Genomic DNA, 22,635 nt, shown 5'->3' with positions numbered 1-22,635 from the left:
CATAAGCTGACTGATCCACTGCTTTCGCGAGCAAGCCCGCTCCCACATTTTTGACTGCGTTCAACCTGATCTACCGAGGTCTGCATGTCTTTCGATCTCGCCGCGCGTCTTGCGGCTCGTCGTGCCGAACACCTGTATCGCCAACGTCCACTGCTGCAGAGCCCGCAAGGCCCTGACGTGGTGGTCGACGGCCAGCCGTTGCTGGCGTTCTGCAACAACGATTACCTGGGCCTGGCCAATCACCCGCAAGTGATTGAAGCCTGGCGCGCGGGCGCGGCTCGCTGGGGCGTGGGTGGCGGCGCTTCGCATCTGGTGATCGGCCACAGCACGCCGCACCATGAACTGGAAGAGGCCCTGGCCGACCTCACTGGTCGCCCGCGGGCGCTGCTGTTCACCACCGGTTACATGGCCAACCTTGGCGCCGTCACCGCGCTGGTGGGGCAGGGCGATACGGTGCTGGAAGACCGCCTTAACCACGCCTCGTTGCTGGATGCCGGTTTGCTCTCGGGTGCGCGCTTCAATCGTTACCTGCACAACGATGCTGAAAGCCTGGCCAAGCGCCTGGAGAAAGCCACCGGCAATACGCTGGTGGTCACCGATGGCGTGTTCAGCATGGACGGCGACCTGGCTGACCTGCCGGCACTGGCCCGTGAAGCCCGAGCCAAGGGCGCGTGGCTGATGGTGGACGACGCCCATGGCTTCGGGCCTTTGGGCGCCAACGGTGGTGGGATCGTCGAGCATTTTGGCTTGAGTCAGGAAGATGTGCCGGTGCTGGTCGGCACCCTCGGCAAGGCTTTCGGTACCGCCGGCGCGTTTGTCGCGGGCAGCGAAGAGCTGATCGAAAGCCTGATCCAGTTCGCCCGTCCGTATATCTACACCACCAGCCAACCGCCGGCGCTGGCCTGTGCCACGCTGAAAAGCCTGGAATTGCTGCGCACCGAGCATTGGCGCCGTGAGCATCTCAATGGGCTGATTCGCCAGTTCCGCCAGGGCGCCGAGCAGATCGGCCTGGAGCTGATGGACAGTTTCACGCCGATCCAGCCGATCATGATTGGCGACAGTGCCCGCGCGGTGCGTTTGTCGCAGATGCTGCGCGAGCGCGGGCTGATGGTGACCGCGATCCGGCCACCGACCGTGCCTGCCGGTAGCGCTCGCCTGCGGGTGACCCTGACGGCGGCCCACAGCAACGCCCAGGTGCAGCTATTGTTAAGCGCATTGGAAGAGTGTTTCCGCTTGTTAGGCCAGGAGCCCGACCATGCGTGATCGACTGATATTGCTGCCTGGCTGGGGCCTCGGCGTTTCGCCGCTGGAACCGTTGGCGGCGGCGTTGCAGGGGCTGGATGAACACTTGCAGGTGCAGATCGAACCGTTGCCGGGCGTGGAGTCGGACGACCTTCAAGAGTGGCTCGATGAGCTGGATTCGACCTTGCCCCAAGACGTCTGGCTGGGTGGTTGGTCCCTCGGCGGCATGCTTGCTGCCGAGTTGGCCGCGCGGCGCGGTGATCATTGTTGCGGTTTGCTCACCTTTGCCAGCAACGCAAGCTTCGTGGCCTGGTCCCGCTGGGACCATGGCATGCACGAAGAGGATTTTATTGCGTTTCTTAACGGTTGCCGCCTTGATCCGGTTGCGACGTTAAAACGCTTCAGTCTGCTTTGCGCCCGGGGCTCCAGCGATCCCCGATCACTTGCTCGGCTATTGCTGGCGGGTGCCCCTAAAACCTCCGCGCAAACCTTGCTCAGTGGTCTGGAGCTGTTGGGCCGATTGGACACCCGTCAGGCGTTGGTCGACTTTCAAGGGCCGCAGTTGCATCTGTTTGCCGGGCTGGACGGGCTGGTTCCGGCTGAAGTGGCGAGTGAGTTGTTCGCCTTGTTGCCTGACGTTGAAATCGGCCTGATTGAACAGGCCGGTCACGCTTTTCTACTGGAGGACCCCCACGGTGTGGCGGGGGCCATCCAGGCTTTTTTGCATGAGTGCGGTGATGACTGATTTGTCCCATGTGCTGCCCGGCGGCTTGCCAGACAAGCGCCAGGTAGCAGCCTCCTTTTCCCGCGCAGCCGCCAGTTACGACAGCGTTGCCGAGTTGCAGCGTGCGGTGGGCAGCGAGCTGTTGCGGCGTTTGCCCGAAGGTCTTTCTCCACAACGCTGGCTGGACCTGGGCTGCGGCACGGGTTATTTCAGTCGTGTGCTGGGCCAGTCATTTGCGGGTAGCCAGGGTTTCGCCCTGGATATCGCCGAGGGCATGCTCAAGCACGCCCGGCCGCTGGGCGGTGCACAACATTTCATCGCTGGCGATGCCGAGCGTTTGCCGTTGCAGGACGCCAGTTGCGGGCTGATCTACTCCAGTTTGGCGGTGCAGTGGTGCTCGGATTTTGCCGCAGTGCTCAGCGAAGCGCGGCGCGTATTGCAGCCCGGCGGCGTGCTGGCGTTTGCCAGCCTCTGCGTGGGTACGCTGGATGAGTTGCGCGAAAGCTGGCGCGCAGCGGATGGCATGGTTCATGTGAACCGCTTCCGGCCGTTCAGTGCTTATGAGCAACTGTGCGCAGCCAGTGGTTTGCGGGTGCGCAGCCTGGAGCAGTGTCCCCACGTGTTGCATTACCCCGACGTGCGCAGCCTGACCCACGAACTGAAAGCGTTGGGTGCGCACAATCTGAACCCGGGGCGCCCAGGAGGGTTGACGGGCCGGGCGCGGATTGTTGCACTGGTGCAAGCCTACGAGCAGTTCCGCCAGGCCCAGGGCCTGCCGGCAACTTATCAAGTGGTGTACGCCGTCCTGGAGAAACCTCTATGAATGCCGCTTACTTCATCACGGGGACCGACACCGACGTCGGCAAGACCACCGTCGCTGCCGGCCTGCTGCATGCCGCGCGGCAAGCCGGCAAAAGTACGGCGGCGGGCAAGCCGGTAGCCTCTGGGTGCCAGCTGACGCCCAAGGGCCTGCGCAATTCGGATGCGCTGGCTTTGCTGGCCGAGTGTTCGTTGCCGTTGAGTTATGCCGAGGTCAACCCGGTGGCCTTCGAGCCGGCCATCGCGCCGCATCTGGCGGCCCGTGAAGCCGGCGTGGCGCTGACGGTGCAGTCGTTGTTGAAACCCATGCAGCACGTTCTCGCCAAGCAGGCGGACTTCACCTTGATCGAAGGTGCGGGCGGCTGGCGTGTGCCATTGGCGGACCAGGACAATTTGTCGGACCTGGCCCAGGCGCTGAAGCTGCCGGTGATCCTGGTGGTGGGTGTGCGGCTGGGGTGTATCAGCCACGCGTTGTTGACCGCAGAAGCCATCGCCCGGGACGGGTTGCCGCTGGCGGGCTGGGTGGCCAATATCATCGACCCCAAGACCTCTCGTCTGGAAGAAAACCTCGCGACCCTGGCTGAACGACTCCCCGCGCCATGCCTGGGAAGGGTGCCCAAGCTCAAGCATCCCAGCGCCGAAGCGGTCGCCGAGTACTTGCAACTGGACCTGCTTGACTAGTTTTGCCTATCGAGAAGGCATTATGCCATTAGTGTTTTTGACGGGCGTTTTGCCGGTAGGTCTGCTTCAATAACAGTTCACGATTCTCTTATAGGCAGGTTCACGCCATGGAAATCTCTGGTAGCAGTGCGTTTTACTCGGGACTGAGCGCGATTCAGACCGGGCAGAACCGTGTCGACCAGGCCGCCGGCAAGATTGCCAGCGCCGCCACTTCCCAGCCTTCGGACGCGCAAAATGATCGTTTGCGTTCGGTAGACGCCAATCAGGCGAGCAACTCGGCGAGCAACATGGTCGAGATGGCCCAAGGCAAGTTCCAGGTTGAACTGGGCGCCAAAGTCGCCAAGGCTTCCGACGAAATGCTCGGCACCTTGATCGATACTTACGCATAACCCCCCCTCTTATCGTGTGAGCTGGCTTCTCTGTGGGAGCTGGCTTGCCTGCGATAGCGTCACCTCGATCCTCCTGATACACCGCGGCGCCCGCATCGCAGGCAAGCCAGCTCCCACACTGATCTTCACCGCTCAATAATCTTTTTCCCCCTGAATCGTCATGCGGCATTTCGCTGCAGGCCTTGCCGTGCCTGACGTTGACCTGCGTCATGACAAACGGCGTTTGCGCGACGCTTGACAAGGATTGGTCGTAAACGTATGTTTCAAACAACTGTTTGACCGCCACAACACATCCATGCGGTTGTTCATCCCAGATACATCAGCAGAGGTTTATCGCTATGCCTGACTACAAGGCCCCCTTGCGTGATATTCGCTTCGTTCGTGACGAACTGCTTGGCTATGAAGCGCACTATCAGAGCCTGCCGGCTTGCCAGGACGCTACCCCGGACATGGTTGACGCCATTCTCGAAGAAGGCGCCAAGTTCTGTGAGCAGGTACTGGCGCCGCTGAACCGCGTGGGTGATATCGAAGGTTGCACCTGGAGCGAGTCAGGCGTTAAGACCCCTACCGGTTTCAAAGAAGCCTACAAACAGTTCGTTGAAGGCGGCTGGCCAAGCCTGGCCCACGACGTGGCGCACGGTGGCCAGGGCCTGCCGGAATCCCTGGGCCTGGCGGTCAGCGAAATGGTCGGCGAGGCCAACTGGTCGTGGGGCATGTACCCGGGCCTTTCCCATGGCGCGATGAACACCATTTCCGAGCACGGCACCCCCGAGCAGCAAGAGGCTTACCTGACCAAACTGGTGTCGGGCGAGTGGACCGGCACCATGTGCCTGACCGAACCGCACTGCGGCACCGACCTGGGCATGCTGCGCACCAAGGCCGAGCCTCAGGCTGATGGTTCCTACAAGGTTTCCGGTACCAAAATCTTCATCTCGGCCGGCGAACACGACATGGCCGACAACATCGTCCACATCGTGCTGGCTCGCCTGCCGGACGCACCGGCTGGCACCAAAGGCATTTCGCTGTTCATCGTTCCCAAGTTCGTACCAAACGCCGACGGTTCGATTGGCGAACGCAACGCGGTGTCCTGTGGTTCCCTGGAACACAAGATGGGTATCCACGGCAACGCCACCTGCGTGATGAACTTCGACGCGGCCACCGGTTTCCTGATCGGCCCGGCGAACAAAGGCCTGAACTGCATGTTCACCTTTATGAACACCGCTCGCCTGGGCACCGCGCTGCAAGGCCTGTCCCACGCTGAAATCGGCTTCCAGGGCGGCCTCAAATACGCTCGCGACCGCCTGCAAATGCGCTCCCTGACTGGCCCGAAAGCGCCAGACAAGGCCGCTGACCCGATCATCGTGCACCCTGACGTGCGCCGCATGCTGCTGACCATGAAAGCCTTCGCCGAAGGCAACCGCGCGATGGTGTACTTCACCGCCAAGCAGGTTGACGTGGTGAAGTACGGCACCGACGACGAAGCCAAGAAACAGGCTGACGCACTGCTGGCGTTCATGACCCCGATTGCCAAGGCGTTCATGACCGAAGTCGGTTTTGAAGCCGCCAACCACGGCGTGCAAATCTACGGCGGCCACGGCTTCATCGCCGAGTGGGGCATGGAGCAGAACGTTCGCGACAGCCGCATTTCGATGCTGTACGAAGGCACCACCGGCATCCAGGCCCTCGACCTGCTGGGCCGTAAAGTGCTGATGACCCAAGGCGAAGCGCTGAAGGGCTTCACCAAGATCGTCCACAAGTTCTGCCAGGCCAACGAAGGCAACGAAGCGGTACAAGAATTCGTTGCACCGCTGGCGGCACTGAACAAAGAGTGGGGCGAGTTGACCATGAAGGTCGGCATGGCAGCCATGAAGGACCGTGAAGAAGTCGGCGCCGCTTCGGTGGATTACCTGATGTACTCCGGCTACGCCTGCCTGGCCTACTTCTGGGCCGACATGGCCCGCCTGGCCGCCGAGAAACTGGCTGCCGGCACCAGCGAAGAAGGCTTCTACACCGCCAAGCTGCAGACTGCGCGCTTCTACTTCCAGCGCATCCTGCCGCGTACCCGCACCCACGTTGCAACCATGCTGTCGGGCGCCAACAACCTGATGGACATGAAAGAAGAGAACTTCGACCTGGGCTACTAAGCCTCGGCCAGTTCGCTTCAAAAGCCGCCGCTCCTTCGGGAGCGGCGGTTTTTTTTTGCGCGATAAAAAACCACAGTACCGCACTCAGGGATTGCTCCGAGCGGCCGTTACAGTGATGGCAATGTGATACGCATCACATTGAATGTGCTTAACTGTGATCAGTGAAGGCACTGTGCCATCTTTTTTTGTGGGTCGGAGCTTTACCCTTGTCGCGCGCGTCTGCTGTACGTTTCAGTCATTTTTTACCTTCACTGCTTTTACTGCTGGCGGGGCTCTCGGCTGCGTATGTGAAGGATCTCAATGTGTTCTTCACTTCACTGTTCAATGTGCTGCCGACCCTCGTGCTGCTGCTGGGCGGTTCGTACTGCGCGGTCTACCGGCGCCAGCGAGAGCTGTTCCTGATGATCACGGTGTACGTGGTCTATTTCCTGCTGGATACCCAGACCGATTACTACCGCGATAACGGTCGCGTGCGGGACGACGCGGCCGTGGTCTTCCATCTGTGTTGCCTGTTGTTACCGTTGCTGTTCGGCATCTACGCGGTCTGGCAAGAAAAAACCCACCTGTTTCGCGACTTCGTCGCACGCTGCGCGGTGCTGTTTGCGGTAGGCAGCGTGGCGCTTGCCCTTGAACAAAGTTTCCCCCATGCCTTGTTGAGCTGGTTGGCCGAAATTCGCTGGCCCGCCTTGCATGGCCGCTGGATGAGCCTGATCCAGCTGTCCTATCCGATGTTCCTGATTGGTTTTGTGACCCTGGCCGCGCAGTACTGGTATCAACCAAGACCGCTGCACGCCGCGCAGTTGGTAGGGTTGCTGGGGTTGTTCTGGATGTTGCCGCAGACGTTCATCCTGCCGTTCACCCTGAACATCATGTGCAGCCAGGTGATGCTGATGATTGCTGCCGGGGTGGCCCACGAGGCTTATCAAATGGCCTTCCGTGACGAGCTGACCGGGTTGCCGGGCCGCCGCGCGCTCAATGAGCGCATGCAACGCCTGGGGCGCAATTATGTGCTGGCCATGGGCGACGTCGATCACTTCAAGCGTTTCAACGATACCCATGGCCACGACGTGGGCGACCAGGTACTGCGCCTGGTGGCCAGCAAGCTGTCCAAGGTCAACGGCGGCGGCCGGGCCTACCGCTATGGCGGTGAGGAATTTGCCGTGGTATTCGCCGGCAAGACCCTGGATGAATGCCTGCCGCACCTGGAAGAGATCCGCGAGATCATCGCCAACTACGACATCAAGCTGCGTAACCCGGACCGTCCCCACGACGACCAGCAGGGGCGCCAGCGTCGTGTAGGCAATGGCGCTTCCAGCGTGTCGGTGACCGTCAGCATCGGTGTGGCCGAACGCCAGGCCGAGCAGCGCAGCCCTGAAGAAGTGCTCAAATCCGCCGACCAGGCGCTGTACAACGCCAAGGGTGCGGGGCGTAACTGCGTGGTCGCTGCGGGGCAGACCCGCCGCGGCGCGGTCCGCATGGACAGCGCTGCCGGTTGAGTGATGGTGGTGTATTCAGCGGCCCTACAGTGATTGTCCGGTGGGCCGTGGGGCAGTAGGTTGAAGGCATCTGCTGCCGGAGACATTGCCATGCCTGACTATAAAGCTCCCCTGCGCGACATGCGCTTTCTGATCGATCACGTCTTTGACTTCCACGGCCACTACGCCGCGCTGGGTGCAAGCGATGCCAGCCCGGACATGGTCGGCGCGATCCTCGAGGAAGGTGCGAAGTTCTGCGAAAACGTCCTGGCGCCGTTGAACCGCTCCGGCGATGAAGAAGGCTGCCATTTCGACAACGGTGTGGTGACCACGCCCAAGGGCTTCAAGGAAGCCTTCGCGCAGTACGTGGAAGGCGGCTGGCACGGTTTGGCGGCTGACCCGGCCTACGGCGGGCAGGGCTTGCCAATGTCCCTGGGCCTGGTGCTCGCGGAGATGATCTCCTCCAGCAATACGTCCTGGGGCATGTACCCCGGCCTGACCCACGGTGCGATGTCGGCGATCCGTGCCCACGGCACTGAAGAGCAGAAAAACACCTACCTGAGCAAACTCACCGCGGGCCAGTGGACCGGCACCATGTGCCTGACCGAAGCCCATTGCGGCACCGACCTGGGCCTGATCAAGACCCGCGCCGTACCGCAGGCCGACGGCAGTTATGCAGTCACCGGCAGCAAGATTTTCATCTCGGCCGGCGAGCATGACATGAGTGACAACATCATCCACCTGGTGCTGGCCAAGCTGCCGGATGCGCCGGCCGGCACCAAGGGAATCTCGCTGTTTATCGTGCCCAAGTTCCATGCCGACTCGGGCGAGCGCAACACGATGAGTTGCGGCTCCATCGAGCACAAGATGGGCATCAAGGCGTCGGCCACCTGCGTGCTGAACTTCGATGGCGCCCGGGGTTTCCTGATCGGTGAGGCGAACAAGGGCCTCAACTGCATGTTCACCATGATGAACCATGCGCGCCTGGGCACCGGCATGCAGGGCCTTTGCCTGGGGGAAGCGAGCTTCCAGGGTGCGATCAAGTACGCCAACGACCGCTTGCAGATGCGCTCGCTGACCGGCGCCAAGGCACCCGAAAAAGCCGCTGACCCGATCATCGTCCACCCGGATGTGCGGCGCATGTTGCTGACCATGAAAGCCTTCAATGAAGGCAACCGCGCATTGACCTACTTCTCGGCACAGTTGCTCGATACCGCACACCTGAGTGGCGACGAGGGGCAACGCCAGGAAGCCGAAGACCTGTTGGCCTTCCTTACGCCGATCTGCAAGGCGTTCATGACCGAAACCGGGCTGGAGGTGACCAACCACGGCATGCAGGTGTTCGGTGGCCATGGCTTCATTCGTGAATGGGGCATGGAGCAACTGGTTCGCGATTGCCGGATTGCGCCGATCTATGAAGGGACCAACGGCATCCAGGCCCTGGATTTGCTCGGGCGCAAGGTGCTCGGCAGCCAGGGCAAGCTGCTGCGCGGCTTTACCAAAATCGTCCACAAGTTTTGCGCGGCCAACGCCGAACATCCGCAACTCAAGGCCCATGTGGCTCAGCTCAACCAGTTGAATCAGCAGTGGGGTGAGCTGACGGTCAAGGTAGGCATGGCAGCCATGAAAAACCCGGATGAAGTCGGCGCTGCAGCCCTGGATTACCTGATGTACAGCGGCTACATCATCCTTGCCTACTTGTGGCTGCGCATGGCGCTGGTGGCACAAGAGCAGTTGGACAGCGGTAGCGGTGATGCCGATTACGCCCGAGGCAAGCTGGCGACCTGCGAGTTCTACTTCAAGCGCCTGCTACCGCGCACGGCCGCGCACCGGGCGGCGGTGGAGGCGGGCAGTGAGTGCCTGATGAGTCTGCCGGCGGAGCTGTTTGCGCTTTGGTGACCGTAAAATACTTGTTGGTCACAAGCAGACCCTATGTGTCACAAAAGTTGTTCGGTTACACTCGGGGTCTGTAAAACCGACCCCACCCGAATAACGTTAAAGTTCTCACGAGGTTTGCCATGGCTGACTACAAAGCGCCGCTGCGCGATATGCGCTTCGTCCTCAACGAAGTTTTCGAGGTCGCCAAACTCTGGGCCCAACTGCCCGCGCTGGCGGAGACCGTCGACGCCGAGACCGTTGAGGCAATCCTCGAAGAAGCCGGCAAAGTCACCTCCAAGACCGTCGCCCCGCTCAGCCGCGGCGGCGACGAAGAAGGCTGCCGCTGGGAGAATGGCGCGGTCTTCACCCCGGCTGGCTTCAAGGACGCCTACAAAACCTACGCTGAAGGCGGTTGGGTAGGTGTTGGCGGCGACCCGGCGTACGGCGGCATGGGCATGCCCAAGGCGGTGTCGGCCCAGGTAGAAGAGATGATCAACTCCTCGGGCCTGGCCTTCGGCCTGTACCCGATGCTGACCTCCGGCGCCTGCGTGTCGATCAACACCCACGCCAGTGAAGAGCTCAAGGCCACTTACCTGCCGAATATGTACTCCGGCGTGTGGGCCGGTTCCATGTGCCTGACCGAACCTCATGCCGGCACTGACCTGGGGATAATTCGGACCAAGGCCGAGCCTCAGGCAGACGGTTCCTACAAGGTCAGCGGCACCAAGATCTTCATCACCGGTGGCGAGCACGACCTCACCGAGAACATCATCCACCTGGTGCTGGCCAAGCTGCCGGACGCACCGGCGGGTCCCAAGGGTATTTCGCTGTTCCTGGTGCCCAAGTTCATGGTCAATGCCGACGGCAGCCTGGGGGCGCGCAATCCGGTGACCTGCGGCTCCATCGAACACAAGATGGGCATCCAGGCGTCTGCGACCTGCGTGATGAACTTCGACGAAGCCGTGGGCTACCTGGTGGGCGAGCCGAACCGTGGCCTGGCCGCGATGTTCACCATGATGAACTACGAGCGCCTGGGTGTGGGCATCCAGGGCCTGGCCTCCGGTGAGCGCTCTTATCAGAACGCTATCGAATATGCGCGCGACCGCCTGCAAAGCCGTTCGCCAACCGGTCCGAAAGCCAAGGACAAGGTCGCTGACCCAATCATCGTCCACCCGGACGTGCGGCGCATGCTGCTGACCATGAAAGCCTCGAACGAAGGTGGCCGTGCGTTCTCCACCTATGTGGCGATGCAGCTCGACACCGCCAAGTTCAGCGAAGACGCCACCGCCCGCAAACGCGCGGACGATCTGGTTGCTCTGCTGACCCCGGTTGCCAAGGCGTTCCTGACCGACCTGGGCCTGGAAACCACCGTGCACGGCCAGCAGATTTTCGGCGGCCACGGCTACATTCGCGAATGGGGCCAGGAGCAACTGGTGCGTGATGTGCGCATCACCCAGATCTACGAAGGCACCAACGGCATTCAGGCCCTGGACCTGGTGGGACGCAAGATCGTCGGCAGCGGTGGGGCGTTCTACAAGCTGTTCGCTGATGAGATCCGCCATTTCACCGCCACTGCCGGCGCCGAACTGGCCGAATTCACCAAACCGCTGGACGCGGCCGTGGATGACCTGGACGAACTGACCGCCTGGCTGCTGGACCGCGCCAAATCCAACCCGAATGAAATCGGCGCGGCATCCGTGGAATACCTGCACGCGTTCGGCTACATGGCTTATGCCTACATGTGGGCCCTGATGGCCAAGGCGGCTCTGGGTAAAGAGGCTCAGGAAGACTTCTACGCGAGCAAGCTGGGCACCGCGCGTTTCTACTTTGCGCGCTTGCTGCCGCGGATCGAGTCCCTCAGCGCCTCGGTAAAAGCCGGTAGCGAATCGCTGTTCTTGCTGGATGAAGCACTGTTCTAAGGGCTTGGAGGGCGTGTAAGCATTCTCTTACATGACGTGCTGCTATTCGTCCTCTATCGCCAAATTGGATCCACGGATAATCTACTTCACATGGACGTCGCGCAGGAAGCGCAAAGCAACAACACGGACACGTAGGATTCTGCCAGGAAGGCGGAGTGAAATGGATGTCAGGGAAACAGTCTGCAAAGCCCCGCTTCGGCGGGGTTTTCTTTTGCCTGCGAAAAAGTCAGGCGGGCGCGTTCATCACGTCTTCCAGCAGCGTGCGCAACAATTCCAGCGTCGCCTGCTGGCGCTGCACATCCCGGCACACCAACCCCACTTTCAACGGCACCCGTGGTTCGCTCAAGGGTTTCCACAGCAACGCCTTGCTGTTGTGTTCATCCTGGGAGCGTCCGGGAAGCACCGTCGCCAGCTTGGTGTGGGGCAGGCTGTCGAGAATCCCCGCCATCGTATTCAACTCGGCCTGCACTTGCGGGCGTCGGCCCAGGTTGGCCAATTGACCTTGCCATATCTGGCGCACCTGAAACTCTTCCCCCAGCAGCAACATGGGTAACTCGGCGGCTTGCTTCAGGGAGACTTTCTTGAATTCCCGCAGCGGGTGATCAGCCGGGATGACCACCTTCAGTTCATCTTCATACAGCAGCACGCCGTGCAGCCCCGGCTGGCGTGGCGGCAGGTAGCTGATGCCGATATCCAGCGAGCCGTTGAGCAGCCGGCGTTCGATTTCCATCCCGGTCAGCTCGTAGATCTGTACGACCAGGTGCGGCTGGGCCTTGCGCACCCGTTCGAGCATCTGCGGCACCAGGCTGGTGTGTACGGTTTGCAGCACGCCGATCGCCAAGGTGCGCAGTGCCTGGCCCTTGAAGTTGCGCAGTGCTTCCACCGCGTGCTGCATACCGTCGAGCAAGGGCAGGGCGTGGTTATACAAAGTGTGGGCGGCGAGGGTCGGCAGCAGGCGCTTGCTGCTGCGTTCGAACAGGCTCACATCAAGGTTTTGCTCGAGCTGGCGAATCTGCTGCGATAAAGCTGGCTGGGAGATCGACAGGCGCTCCGCTGCCCGCCCCACATGGCCTTCTTCGTACACCGCGACGAAATAACGCAGTTGCTTGAAATCCATAAGTAATGCTTATCGAAAATGCTGGAAAATCGAAATGGCCGAGTGCCCCCAAGGCGCCTAGTCTAGCGCCTATTCACAGGGCTTACAGGGCCGGAAAGCACGATGAGTAGTGTTTATGTTGACGGTGTTTGCATAGGCAAGGCAAAAAACCTCCGCCATGGGTTTATCGGTAATACCGACCAAGGTGCGATTGCCAAAGGGGTTCATCCATGAACCTGTTCAACCTGCGTCGCCCCGCCCCCAGCCTGGATGATCTGATCCTCGAGGCGAAGACCCCGGCTCTGCGAGACGATCTTTCCAGCGATTGCCTGATGCCCAGTGTGGCCCGCCCGCCCCAGGTGTTTGTACGCGGCCAGGGCTCCTGGCTGTGGGACAGCGAAGACCGCGCCTATCTCGACTTCAGCCAGGGTGGCGGCGCCAACAGCCTGGGCCATAGCCCGCAGGTACTGACCCAGGCGTTGGCCGATCAGGCCCAATCGCTGATCAATCCCGGTAATAGCCTGCACAACCGCGTTCAACTGAACCTCGCCGACCGCCTGTGCCATCGCACCGGCAGCGACCAGGCCTACCTGCTCAACAGCGGCGCCGAAGCCTGCGAAGCGGCTATCAAGCTGGCGCGCAAATGGGGCCAACTGCACCGTGGCGGCGCCTATCGCATCATCACCGCGAGCAATGGTTGCCATGGCCGCAGCTTTGCCGCGATGTCAGCCTCGGCAGCCGCCAGTGAAAACCGTTTTGAGCCCCAGTTGCCAGGTTTCAGCCACGTGCCGTTCAACGACCTGCCGGCGCTGCACGCGGCGGTGGATGCGCAAACCGTGGCAATCATGCTGGAACCGATCCAGAACGATGCCGGTGTCATTCCCGCGACCGAGCATTACCTCAAGGGTGTCGAACGCCTGTGCCGTGAGCTGGGAATCCTGTTGATTCTCGATGAAGTGCAAACCGGCACCGGCCGTTGTGGCACGTTGCTCGCCGAACAGCACTATGGCGTTCGCGCCGACATCATCACCCTGGGCAAGGGCTTGGGGGGTGGTGTGCCGCTGGCGGCTTTGCTGGCACGGGGCAAAGCGTGTTGTTTTGAGCTGGGTGAGCTGGAAGGCACCCACCACGGCAACGCGCTGATGGCTTCCGCCGGTGTGGCGGTGCTTGATACGGTGCTGAACCACGGATTTCTTGAACACGTCTGCGAGGTCGGCACTTACCTGGGTGAAGGGCTTGCCCGCCTGGCGCATCGCTATGACCAGGGTGAACTGCGCGGCCAGGGCCTGATGTGGGGACTGACTCTGTCGGAGGATTCGGCAGATGCGGTGGTAAACGCCGCGCTCAGTGAAGGCCTGATCCTGAGCGCGCCGCAACCCGATTGCCTGCGCTTCACCCCGGCGCTCACATTGAGCAAAAGCAACGTCGACGAAATGCTCCTGCGTCTGGCCCGTGCCTTCTCCCGGGTGCGCACTGCACAGCTGCAATGCCGCAAGGGCATTGCCGTTTAAGCCCCATATTTCCTGAACCGTCTCGCGGTATACGCGGCGCCTCCAGCCTGATTGTTTTGGCTGGGGGCGTTTTTTTGTCCGCGAATTGGACGATGGCTGAGTGCCAGATCCCACTGAACCCTTACCAACGGCCAAGGTCGATTAGCTTGTACGGCTCACACGAGCCGATTTTCTGGAGCTGAACCCATGGATATCATTCGCATCATCATCGCCATTCTGCTGCCGCCACTGGGTGTGTTCCTGCAAGTGGGTTTCGCTGGCGCGTTCTGGCTGAACATCCTGCTGACCTTGTGCGGTTACATTCCCGGCATCGTGCACGCGGTGTACATCATCGCCAAACGCTAAAAGACCTCAGCCTTTCGCGATCAGCCGTGAGTTGCGCTCATTGCGAAAGGCCAGTTGCTCGATGGTCTGGGTGGCGTGCTCCGCTTCTTCGCGGGCCTGGAGGATCATGCCGTGATGCTCCGATTTGCTGCACACCGGGTCGGCGTTGCTGGCATCTCCGGTCAGCATGAACGCCTGGCAGCGGCACCCACCGAAGTCCTTTTCCTTCTCGTCACATGAACGGCACGGCTCGGGCATCCAGTCGTAGCCGCGAAAGCGGTTGAAGCCAAACGAGTCGTACCAGATGTGTTGCATGCTGTGGTCGCGCACATTGGGAAATTGCACCGGCATCTGTCGGGCGCCGTGGCACGGCAGGGCAGTACCGTCCGGCGTTACTGTCAGAAAGATGCTGCCCCAGCCATTCATGCAGGCTTTCGGGCGTTCCTCGTAGTAATCCGGCGTGACGAATATCAGCTTGCACGGGTGGCCTTCGGCTTCGAGCTTGGCGCGGTATTCGTTGGTGATGCGTTCGGCGCGCACCAGCTGTTCCTGGGTCGGCAACAGGCCGACCCGATTGAGCTGGGCCCAGCCGTAGAACTGGCAGGTGGCAAGCTCGACAAAGTCCGCTTCCAGCGCAATGCACAGCTCAATGATGCGGTCGATCTTGTCGATATTGTGCCGATGGGTGACGAAGTTCAGCACCATCGGGTAGCCATGGGCTTTCACTGCCCGGGCCATTTCGAGTTTTTGCGCGAAGGCTTTTTTCGAGCCGGCCAGCAAGTTGTTCACTTGCTCGTCACTGGCCTGGAAACTGATCTGGATATGGTCCAGGCCGGCCTTCTTGAAGTCGCTGATCTTCTGCTCGGTGAGGCCGATGCCGGAGGTGATCAGGTTGGTATAGAAACCCAGCTTGCGCGCCTCAGCGATCAGTTCGGCGAGGTCCTGGCGCACCAGCGGCTCACCGCCGGAAAACCCCAGTTGCGCAGCGCCCATTTCCCGGGCTTCACGAAATACCTTGATCCACTGTTCCGTGCTCAGTTCCTTGCCCTGCTCGGCGAAATCCAGCGGATTGGAGCAGTACGGGCATTGCAGCGGGCAGCGGTAGGTCAGCTCGGCCAGCAACCAGAGCGGCAGGCCGATTTCCGGCTTGGGTGGCAGGTCAGGCAAGTTCGATCCAGTGCTGAGCACGGGCAACCTCCATGAATTGCTCGATGTCTTCACCGAGCTCGGGCACGCCAGGGAACTGCTTGTCCAACTCGGCGATGATTGCGCTGACATCGCGCTCGCCGTCGATCAAGCCACCGATCAACGCGGCGCTGTCGTTGAGCTTGATCATGCCTTCCGGGTACAGCAGCACATGGCCTTTTTGCGCCGGTTCGTACTGGAAACGATAGCCCTGGCGCCAGGTCGGTTTTTTGCTGCGATCGAAGCTCATAGGGTGATCCCCTTATGCCATACACGCTGGTCGGTCACGCTGTGATACGGCGGGCGTTTCAGTTCATAAGCCATGCTCATTGCATCGAGCATGCTCCAAAGAATGTCCAGTTTGAACTGGAGAATTTCCAGCATGCGCTCCTGGCCTTCGCGGGTGGTGTAGTGCTGCAGGGTGATGGCCAGACCGTGCTCCACATCCCGGCGAGCCTGGCCCAGGCGGGTGCGGAAATACTCATAGCCGGCGGGGTCGATCCATGGGTAATGCTGGGGCCAGCTGTCGAGGCGCGACTGGTGGATCTGCGGGGCGAACAACTCGGTCAGGGAACTGCTGGCGGCTTCCTGCCAGCTGGCCCGGCGGGCGAAGTTGACGTAGGCGTCTACCGCAAATCGTACGCCCGGCAGTACCAACTCCTGGGAGCGCAGTTGATCCGGGTCGAGGCCGACGGCCTGTCCCAGGCGCAACCAGGCTTCAATGCCGCCGTCTTCGCCGGGAGCGCCGTCGTGATCCAGCAGGCGCTGGATCCACTCACGACGAATCTCCCGGTCCGGGCAGTTGGCCAGGATCGCGGCGTCCTTGAGGGGAATGTTCACCTGGTAATAAAAACGGTTGGCGACCCAGCCCTGGATCTGCTCGCGGGTGGCGCGGCCTTCGTACATCGCCACGTGATACGGGTGATGGATATGGTAGAAGGCGCCCTTGGCGCGCAGGGCCTGTTCGAACTCGGCGGTGGTCAGCGGTGTGTCAGTCATTTGGCTCGCTCCTACAATTCAATGCTCATGCCGTCGTACGCCACTTCCACATTGCGTCGCAGCAGCTCGGCTCGCTCGGGCGAGTCTTCATCCAGGATCGGGTTGGTGTTGTTGATGTGGATAAGCACCTTGCGCTGCTTGGGCAACTGCTCCAGCACTTCCAGCATGCCGCCGGGGCCGTTTTGTGCCAGGTGGCCCATCTCGCGACCGGTGCGGGTGCCGACGCCACGGCGCTGCATTTCGTCGTCGTCCCACATCGTGCCGTCCACCAGCAGGCAATCGCTGCCGGCCATTATTTCCAGCAACGGTGCGTCAACCTTGCCCAGGCCCGGCGCATAGAACAGCTTGCCGCCGGTGCGCAGGTCTTCGACGATCAGGCCGATGTTGTCGCCCGGGTGTGGGTCGAATCGGTGAGGCGAGTAGGGCGGTGCCGCACTGCGCAGCGGCAATGGTGTGAAGCGCAGGTTGGGGCAGGCGGGGATCGTGAAGCTGGCGTCCAGCTCGATGCGGTTCCAGGCCAGGCCGCCGTTCCAGTGGGTCAGCATGGTGAACAGCGGGAAGCCGGTGCTCAGGTCTTCATGGACCATGTCGGTGCACCACACCTGGTGCGGGCAGCCTTCGCGCAGGCTGAGCAGGCCGGTGGTGTGGTCGATCTGGCTGTCCATCAGGATGATCGCGCTGATGCCGGTATCCCGCAGCGCGCGGCCCGGTTGCATCGGGGCGAAGCCTTGAAGCTGGGCGCGGATATCTGGCGAGGCGTTGCACAGCACCCAGTTCACGCCGTCATCGGAAATCGCGATGGACGACTGGGTACGCGCCTCGGCCCGCAGGCTGCCGTCGCGAAAACCTGCACAGTTCACGCAGTTGCAGTTCCATTGCGGGAAACCACCGCCCGCGGCGGAACCTAGAATCTGGACAAACATGGCCGCTCCATTACACACAACTCAAAAATAAAAACGCCCCGGGCGAGCCGAGGCGTTGCATTGCGATACAAAGCCAATCAGCGGCTGGCAAAGTACATGGTGACTTCAAAGCCGATACGCAGATCAGTGTAAGCAGGTTTGGACCAAGTCATGTTCTTACTCCTACGAAGGGAAGGGACGTTTACTACCAAGTAATACATATAGTCCACCTCCAAGCGGAGATGTTCAGATGTGTGCATGTGAATGTTACGTACTTCTTTTGAAGATAGCGCTGTCCTGCGGGAAAAAGCCTTTTACCGAAGCGGCAATGATCAGCCAGATCGTTGCCAGGAGCCGGCGGCACAAGCGCCATTGGCCACACAGCGCCATCCGCCTGCAGCAGCATCGAGTTGCTGTGCAGCTACCATTAAATCCTCGCGGGTGCGGGTCTGGATGAAATCTTGCAGCTGCTGGATGTAATCCGACGGGTGGCCTGCCAAGTGCGCGTGCCAGAGCAGTTCAGCGGCTTGGGAAGTGGGTAGGGCGTCGAGGGAAAATTGCCGGGCCAGATCGTTCGGCAGTTCGCTGGCGTTGATCAGCGCGGGCAGTTGCTTCAGGAACGCCTGCAGGTGATCAAGTATTTGCTCAAGAGACGCGCTTGGGGATTGCACCCCAAACAGCAGGCCGGTTTGCCCGTTGTACTGTCGGATGCCGCTGAACACCGCGTAGCCCAATTGAAGCTCAACACGCAGTTGCTGGTAGAACGGCGCTTGCACCAGATGTGCGAGGAGGCGCCAGCAAGCCTCGTCCGCCAGGGAACCTGTGGGTGTCGGGCAGAACAGCAGCAACGCGGCGTCGCTGGAATCGGTCCTGACTTCGTGCCAACGATGCTGGCTGCTGATTGACGGCAGTTCGCTGATAGCCGCTTGGGGTTGGCCGGGCAGTTTCCCGGCTGCACTTTTTATCGCCGTCTCGCAGGCGGCGGGCAGTCCCACGGCAAGCCCTTGCCAGCGAGCGGTTGACCATCGGTCTTGCCCGGCAACCTGCTGTGCAGCTGGGATGTCGGCGCAATACTCGGGTAATGCCTTGAGTAACTGCCGGATCGCCATTGCCGGCGCCGGGGAGGATGACGCTCCGGCATTTTCGTCGAGCCGGGTCAGCTCGCGTGCCACTTCCTCCAATATCGCGGGCATGGGTTCGTGCAGCCCTAGCATCTTCAGCTGCCAGTGACCGCCGATTGTCTCGAAAGACAACTGGACGCCAGCCTGGCTGGCGTTCTCACGCAGCCGTGGGAAAAGCTCTGCATCCAGCGGCGAATCCAGATGCCAGCGCAGGTAGAGCGCGCCTTCATCTGTGTCGCCTGGCAAGGCCTGGCTGAAGGTCAGCGCCGAAAAGTCCTTTCGCCCACGGGAGCGATCCTGGGCGAACGTGCGCAGGCCGCGATGGGCGCTGGTTTGCCCGCGAATCAGCCCCGGGCGCTCTTCCCTGGCTGCCGGCTGCAGGAACGGATTGGTGGGCGGCAGTTGCCAGGCGTGCCGGGACGGCGGCAATTGCAGCGAGTCCAGCAGGGTCTTGAGGGAGCTGGCGCTCTGCTCGGACAGGACCAGTTCCTTGTCCTGCCGGGCCAATGCCAGGGCACCACTGACCTGTTGTTTGCGAGCAAGCAGCAAGGCGTGCTCTTCCCGCAGGGGCGCCCAGTCACTGTGTGCGAAAAAGCTCAGCCAGTCGTGCAGCAGTTCTTCGATCAGTGTCGTCTGCTGCGCACCCTGAGTGTCCAGGGTGAACTTGATATCCAACAACGCCTGTCCGGCAAATTGATACAGCGCCGTTGTGTTAATGGCACTGACTAACTGCCGCGACTGCAACTCGGCGAGCAACCCGCCGGGCGCCGAAGTGTTCAGCCACAGGCAGAGGAAATCCAGCGCCTCAGGGGAAGCCTCGCTTGCCACCACCTGATGCCAGTGGTGTTCATCGGTGTGTTGATAAGTACGTTGATTGCCGGCCAGCAACGCTGGCGCCGGCGTCTGTCGCCGCAGAGGTGCAGTCTTCAGCGCAGCGCCAAACTGATGCGCCAATGCCTCCAGCTCCACCAGCGACTGAGGGCCCGCAAGGCTCAAGGTCATCTGCCCGCAATGATAGAAACCTTCATAAAAATCCCGCAACGCCTGCTGAAAATCCTCACGCTCTACCGCCAAGCTATCCCGGTTGCCCGCATGAAACGCGCGCAACGGATGACCCGCCGCAACACCTTCCAGCAACGCTTGTTGCTGTTGCGCCGTGGCATCTTGCGACCAGGCAATAAACTCCGCCTGCAATACTTCGCGCTCACGCAACTGGTCTTCCAGGGCCAGGCGCGGATGGGCGAGCATGTCCCCCAGGCGCTCCAGTGCGGCTTCAAATGCCGTAACAGGCACCTCAAAGAAAAAGTCGGTAGTGCGCTCGCGGGTGCTGGCATTCACCTGCCCACCCTGGCGCTGGACGTAGGCCATCAGCCCTTCGCTTGCAGGAAAACGCTCGGTGCCCAGGAACAATAAATGCTCAAGAAAATGCGCCAGTCCCGGCCACGCCAAGGGTACATCGTGGCTGCCCGCTGCAACGCGCAAGGCAGCCGCGGCGCGCTTCAAGCGCGGCGCATGATGCAAGGAAACCCGCAGGCCGCTGGCCAGGGTCAATTGAAGGTGATGAGGGTGGGCCGGCGCAGGCATGAGCACTTCCGAAACGTAGGAAGTGCCTATGCTAGCGCAAACCTGCGGGATCAGTGCTTGTGCAACGCCCCATAAAGCTCGGGGCGACGGTCCAGCAGGTAGCGATTGGCCGCGCGTGAGTCGACCATCAACTGCCGATCGAGTGTGCCCACGATCAGCGCTTCATCCAGACCGGCCTGGGCAATCCGCTGGCCATCCGGCGCGGCGATGCTGCTTTGCCCGCAATACTGGATCTCGCCTTCCTGCCCGCAGTAATTGGCGTAGGCCACATAACACTGGTTTTCAAACGCCCGCGCCCGCACGGTCACATCGGCGACGAAATCGAAGGGCACCATATTGGCCGTCGGCACCAGGATCAACTCCGCCCCGGCCAGCGCCAGGCGCCGGGTGTTCTCCGGGAATTCCAGGTCATAGCAAATCAGGAAACCCAGCTTCCAGCCGTTCAATTCCACCAGCGGAAAATCATCGTCCCCGGCGCTGAACATCGAGTTGTCGAGATCGCCAAACAGGTGGGTCTTGCGGTAGTTGCACAGGCGTTGGCCGTTGGCGTCGATCAGCTGCACGGCGTTGTAGATCTGCCCGTCTGCACCGCGCTCCGGATAGCCATACAGAATCGCCACGCCCGAGCTTCTCGCCAGCGCGGCGATGGATTGGGCAGCGGGACCGTCCTGGGTTTCAGCCAGGGCGCCGACCGCTTCCACGCCGATGTTATAGCCGGTGAGAAACATCTCCGGCAGTACCAGCAGGTCGGCGTCGGTGGCCTCTTGCGCCAACTGATGCAGGCGCTTGAGATTACCGGCCACGTCCAGCGGCAAAGGCGGGCATTGATACAGGGCAACACGCATGGGCAACTCCTTACTCGGGCAGTGCGATCGGCCCGATCTCGTCGAACACATCCCCCGGCCCCGGGTTCTGCGGGTGAGTGCTGCCACCGAAGTGAGTCATGATGCCCCACACCGCGTTCAGCGAGGTTTGCACGGCGCCTTCAACCCACGCCGGGGTCCAGGACACGTCGTCACCGGCGATGAAAATACCGCGTTGCTCCGCCGGCATGTCCTTCTGCATGAAGTGCGCATACATCCGTTGGTTGTAGCGATAGTGGCCGGGAAGTGCGCCTTTGAAAGCACCGAGGAAATGCGGGTCTGCTTCCCATGACACGGTGATCGGATCGCCGATGATCCGCGCGGCGATGTCGACTTTCGGGTAGATCTTCTTCAGCGCATCCAGAGCCAGTTTCACGCGTTTCTCGATGGGTTGCGGAAGCATTTTCAGCGCATCGCTCATCCAGGAGTAGGACAGGCAAATCACCCCCGGCTTGTCGTCACCGTTGTCGAACAGATAGGTGCCGCGGGTCAGGCGATCCGTCAGCGTCATGCTCATCAGGTCACGGCCTGTCTCTGGATCCTTGTCCTTCCAGAATGGCCGGTCGACCATCACGAAGGTCTTCGACGACTGCATGTAGCGGGTGCGGTCCAGGGCCATCCACATCTTTTGCGAGAACAGGGTTTCGTCGCACTCGATCTGGGTGGTCAGCAGCCAGCTCTGGCAGGTGGTCAGCACGGCGGCGTATTCGCGGGTGTCACCGTAGTTGTCGGTGACGGCGAAACGGCCGTCCGGCGCGTGGGCAATGCGCTTGACCCCGGCCCGTGGCGCACCGTTGTGCAGGGAACTGAGGCTGGTGCCTTCCGGCCAGTGGGCGCAACGCTCCGGCACATGGCGCCAGATGCCCATGGGCACTTGGGCGACGCCGCCGACCACTAGATGCTGGTGATCGTCGCAGTTGGTCATCACCACGCGGAAGATTTCCAGCATCGAGTTGGGGAAGTCCGAGTCCCAGCCGCCGGTGCCGAAACCGACCTGGCCGAACACTTCGCGGTGATGAAAGGACAACTTGGCGAACGCTTTGGAGGTCGCCACGAAGTCGTAGAAGGTGCGGTCGTCCCACAACGGAACCAGCGTATTCCACAGCTCTTTCAGGCGCGGTACGTCACGGTCGCGGATGGCTTGCTGGATATCGGCGAACTGCGAGCCGGCTTCCAGGGCGTCGGCCCAGGCGTCAGCCACTTCCTGGAACAGTGCAGGAAGGTCAGCGAGTTTCTGTGCGTAGTGCGTCTGGCCTTCGAGGTCGATGACCGTGCTGCCGGAAGCCGGCGTCAGCGGGTTGGGGAAGGGTTTGGTCTCCAGCCCGAGTTTGTCGACGTAGTGGTAGAACGCGGTGGAGGACACCGGGAAACGCATGCCACCCAGTTCCGCAATGATGCCTTCGGCGCCTTCAAACGCCTGGGAGCGCAGGCGGCCACCCATTTTCGAGGCTTCATACACCACGGGTTTAAGTCCCAGCTTCATCAGCTCGTAGGCGGCCACCAACCCGGCAATCCCGGCGCCGACGATCGCCACTTCGGCGCCGTGGTTGGCCGCCGGAATGCTGCCCAGGCCCGCCGGATGTTCGATCCAGTCATCAAAGGCAAACGGGAAGTCCGGGCCAAAGATGGTGATCGGCTTTTTACCGGTGGCGGGGTGGCGATTGGTCTTGCTGATGGTGCTGGAAGGAATGCTCATGGCTGACCTTGCTGGCGGCTCGGCGGGGCGCGACCCGCTGAGTATAGGAAAAGATGGCAGCCATTCTAGGGAGCGTAGCGTTC

20 protein-coding genes are annotated in these 22,635 nt (G+C 61.4%); 11 read left to right on the top strand and 9 right to left on the bottom strand.

From position 1 onward, the window contains the following. Positions 1 to 84: 84 nt before the first annotated feature. The 9 genes from bioF to QF039_RS26720 all read left to right on the top strand — a co-directional run bounded on the left by bioF (position 85) and on the right by QF039_RS26720 (position 11,271). Entirely contained in the window at positions 85 to 1,263 is a 1,179-nt protein-coding gene (gene bioF, locus QF039_RS26760) for an 8-amino-7-oxononanoate synthase (RefSeq protein ID WP_307521544.1), read from the top strand. Continuing rightward, entirely contained in the window at positions 1,256 to 1,987 is a 732-nt protein-coding gene (locus QF039_RS26755) for an alpha/beta fold hydrolase (RefSeq protein WP_177122386.1), read from the top strand. The genes bioF and QF039_RS26755 overlap by 8 nt, the downstream gene beginning before the upstream one ends. Continuing rightward, positions 1,980 to 2,789 carry a malonyl-ACP O-methyltransferase BioC gene (gene bioC / locus QF039_RS26750; protein ID WP_134327422.1) on the top strand — a complete coding sequence of 270 codons (810 nt, stop codon included), beginning with the start codon at positions 1,980 to 1,982 and terminating at the stop codon, positions 2,787 to 2,789. Before QF039_RS26755 ends, bioC begins: the two co-directional genes overlap by 8 nt. Continuing rightward, positions 2,786 to 3,466 (top strand): dethiobiotin synthase, encoded by a 681-nt coding sequence (gene bioD / locus QF039_RS26745; RefSeq protein WP_003211064.1) that lies wholly within the window; start codon positions 2,786 to 2,788, stop codon positions 3,464 to 3,466. Before bioC ends, bioD begins: the two co-directional genes overlap by 4 nt. A 107-nt stretch (positions 3,467 to 3,573) precedes the next feature. Then, a complete protein-coding gene (locus QF039_RS26740) occupies positions 3,574 to 3,855 on the top strand; it encodes a hypothetical protein (protein ID WP_008434375.1) in 282 nt (93 codons plus the stop codon). A gap of 338 nt (positions 3,856 to 4,193) precedes the next feature. Then, positions 4,194 to 5,999, top strand: coding sequence for a phenylacyl-CoA dehydrogenase (locus QF039_RS26735; protein ID WP_087694738.1), 1,806 nt, complete (start codon positions 4,194 to 4,196; stop codon positions 5,997 to 5,999). 206 nt (positions 6,000 to 6,205) lie between these two features. Continuing rightward, positions 6,206 to 7,495 carry a diguanylate cyclase gene (locus QF039_RS26730; RefSeq protein ID WP_023659318.1) on the top strand — a complete coding sequence of 430 codons (1,290 nt, stop codon included), beginning with the start codon at positions 6,206 to 6,208 and terminating at the stop codon, positions 7,493 to 7,495. 90 nt (positions 7,496 to 7,585) lie between these two features. Beyond that, on the top strand, positions 7,586 to 9,373 hold the full coding sequence (locus QF039_RS26725) for an acyl-CoA dehydrogenase C-terminal domain-containing protein (RefSeq protein ID WP_307521536.1): 1,788 nt from the start codon (positions 7,586 to 7,588) through the stop codon (positions 9,371 to 9,373). A 119-nt stretch (positions 9,374 to 9,492) separates the two neighbouring features. After that, positions 9,493 to 11,271 carry an acyl-CoA dehydrogenase C-terminal domain-containing protein gene (locus QF039_RS26720; RefSeq protein WP_307521534.1) on the top strand — a complete coding sequence of 593 codons (1,779 nt, stop codon included), beginning with the start codon at positions 9,493 to 9,495 and terminating at the stop codon, positions 11,269 to 11,271. Between the two features lie 226 nt (positions 11,272 to 11,497). On the opposite strand, the gene QF039_RS26715 is transcribed toward QF039_RS26720, so the two are convergent. Continuing rightward, positions 11,498 to 12,388: a LysR family transcriptional regulator gene (locus tag QF039_RS26715; RefSeq protein WP_003211052.1), complete on the bottom strand. Its 891-nt coding sequence runs from the start codon at positions 12,386 to 12,388 to the stop codon at positions 11,498 to 11,500. 209 nt (positions 12,389 to 12,597) lie between these two features. Here QF039_RS26715 and QF039_RS26710 point away from each other — a divergent pair, with 209 nt between their 5' ends. Beyond that, positions 12,598 to 13,878, top strand: coding sequence for an aspartate aminotransferase family protein (locus tag QF039_RS26710; protein ID WP_177066805.1), 1,281 nt, complete (start codon positions 12,598 to 12,600; stop codon positions 13,876 to 13,878). A gap of 186 nt (positions 13,879 to 14,064) precedes the next feature. Further along, positions 14,065 to 14,223, top strand: a complete 159-nt coding sequence (locus QF039_RS26705; RefSeq protein WP_003211049.1) for a YqaE/Pmp3 family membrane protein — start codon at positions 14,065 to 14,067, stop codon at positions 14,221 to 14,223. 6 nt (positions 14,224 to 14,229) lie between these two features. Here the strand turns inward: QF039_RS26705 and pqqE are convergent, their stop codons facing one another. From pqqE to QF039_RS26665, 8 genes are all read right to left on the bottom strand, one after another. Beyond that, on the bottom strand, positions 14,230 to 15,369 hold the full coding sequence (gene pqqE / locus QF039_RS26700) for a pyrroloquinoline quinone biosynthesis protein PqqE (RefSeq protein ID WP_008434380.1): 1,140 nt from the start codon (positions 15,367 to 15,369) through the stop codon (positions 14,230 to 14,232). Further along, entirely contained in the window at positions 15,362 to 15,637 is a 276-nt protein-coding gene (gene pqqD, locus QF039_RS26695; RefSeq protein WP_003211043.1) for a pyrroloquinoline quinone biosynthesis peptide chaperone PqqD, read from the bottom strand. The genes pqqE and pqqD overlap by 8 nt, the downstream gene beginning before the upstream one ends. Next, positions 15,634 to 16,386 carry a pyrroloquinoline-quinone synthase PqqC gene (pqqC, locus tag QF039_RS26690; RefSeq protein WP_003211042.1) on the bottom strand — a complete coding sequence of 251 codons (753 nt, stop codon included), beginning with the start codon at positions 16,384 to 16,386 and terminating at the stop codon, positions 15,634 to 15,636. Before pqqC ends, pqqD begins: the two co-directional genes overlap by 4 nt. Before the next feature lie 11 nt (positions 16,387 to 16,397). Beyond that, positions 16,398 to 17,309, bottom strand: a complete 912-nt coding sequence (gene pqqB, locus QF039_RS26685; protein WP_003211040.1) for a pyrroloquinoline quinone biosynthesis protein PqqB — start codon at positions 17,307 to 17,309, stop codon at positions 16,398 to 16,400. Between the two features lie 77 nt (positions 17,310 to 17,386). Then, a complete protein-coding gene (gene pqqA, locus QF039_RS26680) occupies positions 17,387 to 17,461 on the bottom strand; it encodes a pyrroloquinoline quinone precursor peptide PqqA (RefSeq protein WP_003194766.1) in 75 nt (24 codons plus the stop codon). Positions 17,462 to 17,620: 159 nt separating this feature from the next. Then, positions 17,621 to 19,993: a pyrroloquinoline quinone biosynthesis protein PqqF gene (gene pqqF / locus QF039_RS26675; protein ID WP_307521530.1), complete on the bottom strand. Its 2,373-nt coding sequence runs from the start codon at positions 19,991 to 19,993 to the stop codon at positions 17,621 to 17,623. Between the two features lie 50 nt (positions 19,994 to 20,043). Next, positions 20,044 to 20,838 carry a carbon-nitrogen hydrolase family protein gene (locus QF039_RS26670; RefSeq protein WP_307521528.1) on the bottom strand — a complete coding sequence of 265 codons (795 nt, stop codon included), beginning with the start codon at positions 20,836 to 20,838 and terminating at the stop codon, positions 20,044 to 20,046. Between the two features lie 10 nt (positions 20,839 to 20,848). After that, on the bottom strand, positions 20,849 to 22,531 hold the full coding sequence (locus QF039_RS26665; RefSeq protein WP_032899288.1) for an NAD(P)/FAD-dependent oxidoreductase: 1,683 nt from the start codon (positions 22,529 to 22,531) through the stop codon (positions 20,849 to 20,851). Between the last annotated feature and the right edge of the window lie 104 nt (positions 22,532 to 22,635).

The sequence above is a fragment of the Pseudomonas sp. W2I6 genome, from assembly GCF_030815935.1.
Taxonomy (GTDB): Bacteria; Pseudomonadota; Gammaproteobacteria; order Pseudomonadales; family Pseudomonadaceae; genus Aquipseudomonas.
Note: the sequence above shows the minus strand (reverse complement) of the source record. Positions and strands in the feature narration are given on the sequence as shown.

Bases quoted from the DNA above. Each gene is read 5' to 3' on its own strand.
- bioF (WP_307521544.1), top strand. From the start codon at position 85: ATGTCTTTCGATCTCGCCGCGCGTCTTGCGGCTCGTCGTGCCGAACAC.
- QF039_RS26755 (WP_177122386.1), top strand. From the start codon at position 1,256: ATGCGTGATCGACTGATATTGCTGCCTGGCTGGGGCCTCGGCGTTTCG.
- bioC (WP_134327422.1), top strand. From the start codon at position 1,980: ATGACTGATTTGTCCCATGTGCTGCCCGGCGGCTTGCCAGACAAGCGC.
- bioD (WP_003211064.1), top strand. From the start codon at position 2,786: ATGAATGCCGCTTACTTCATCACGGGGACCGACACCGACGTCGGCAAG.
- QF039_RS26740 (WP_008434375.1), top strand. From the start codon at position 3,574: ATGGAAATCTCTGGTAGCAGTGCGTTTTACTCGGGACTGAGCGCGATT.
- QF039_RS26735 (WP_087694738.1), top strand. From the start codon at position 4,194: ATGCCTGACTACAAGGCCCCCTTGCGTGATATTCGCTTCGTTCGTGAC.
- QF039_RS26725 (WP_307521536.1), top strand. From the start codon at position 7,586: ATGCCTGACTATAAAGCTCCCCTGCGCGACATGCGCTTTCTGATCGAT.
- QF039_RS26720 (WP_307521534.1), top strand. From the start codon at position 9,493: ATGGCTGACTACAAAGCGCCGCTGCGCGATATGCGCTTCGTCCTCAAC.
- QF039_RS26715 (WP_003211052.1), bottom strand. From the start codon at position 12,388: ATGGATTTCAAGCAACTGCGTTATTTCGTCGCGGTGTACGAAGAAGGC.
- QF039_RS26710 (WP_177066805.1), top strand. From the start codon at position 12,598: ATGAACCTGTTCAACCTGCGTCGCCCCGCCCCCAGCCTGGATGATCTG.
- QF039_RS26705 (WP_003211049.1), top strand. From the start codon at position 14,065: ATGGATATCATTCGCATCATCATCGCCATTCTGCTGCCGCCACTGGGT.
- pqqD (WP_003211043.1), bottom strand. From the start codon at position 15,637: ATGAGCTTCGATCGCAGCAAAAAACCGACCTGGCGCCAGGGCTATCGT.
- pqqC (WP_003211042.1), bottom strand. From the start codon at position 16,386: ATGACTGACACACCGCTGACCACCGCCGAGTTCGAACAGGCCCTGCGC.
- pqqB (WP_003211040.1), bottom strand. From the start codon at position 17,309: ATGTTTGTCCAGATTCTAGGTTCCGCCGCGGGCGGTGGTTTCCCGCAA.
- pqqF (WP_307521530.1), bottom strand. From the start codon at position 19,993: ATGCCTGCGCCGGCCCACCCTCATCACCTTCAATTGACCCTGGCCAGC.
- QF039_RS26670 (WP_307521528.1), bottom strand. From the start codon at position 20,838: ATGCGTGTTGCCCTGTATCAATGCCCGCCTTTGCCGCTGGACGTGGCC.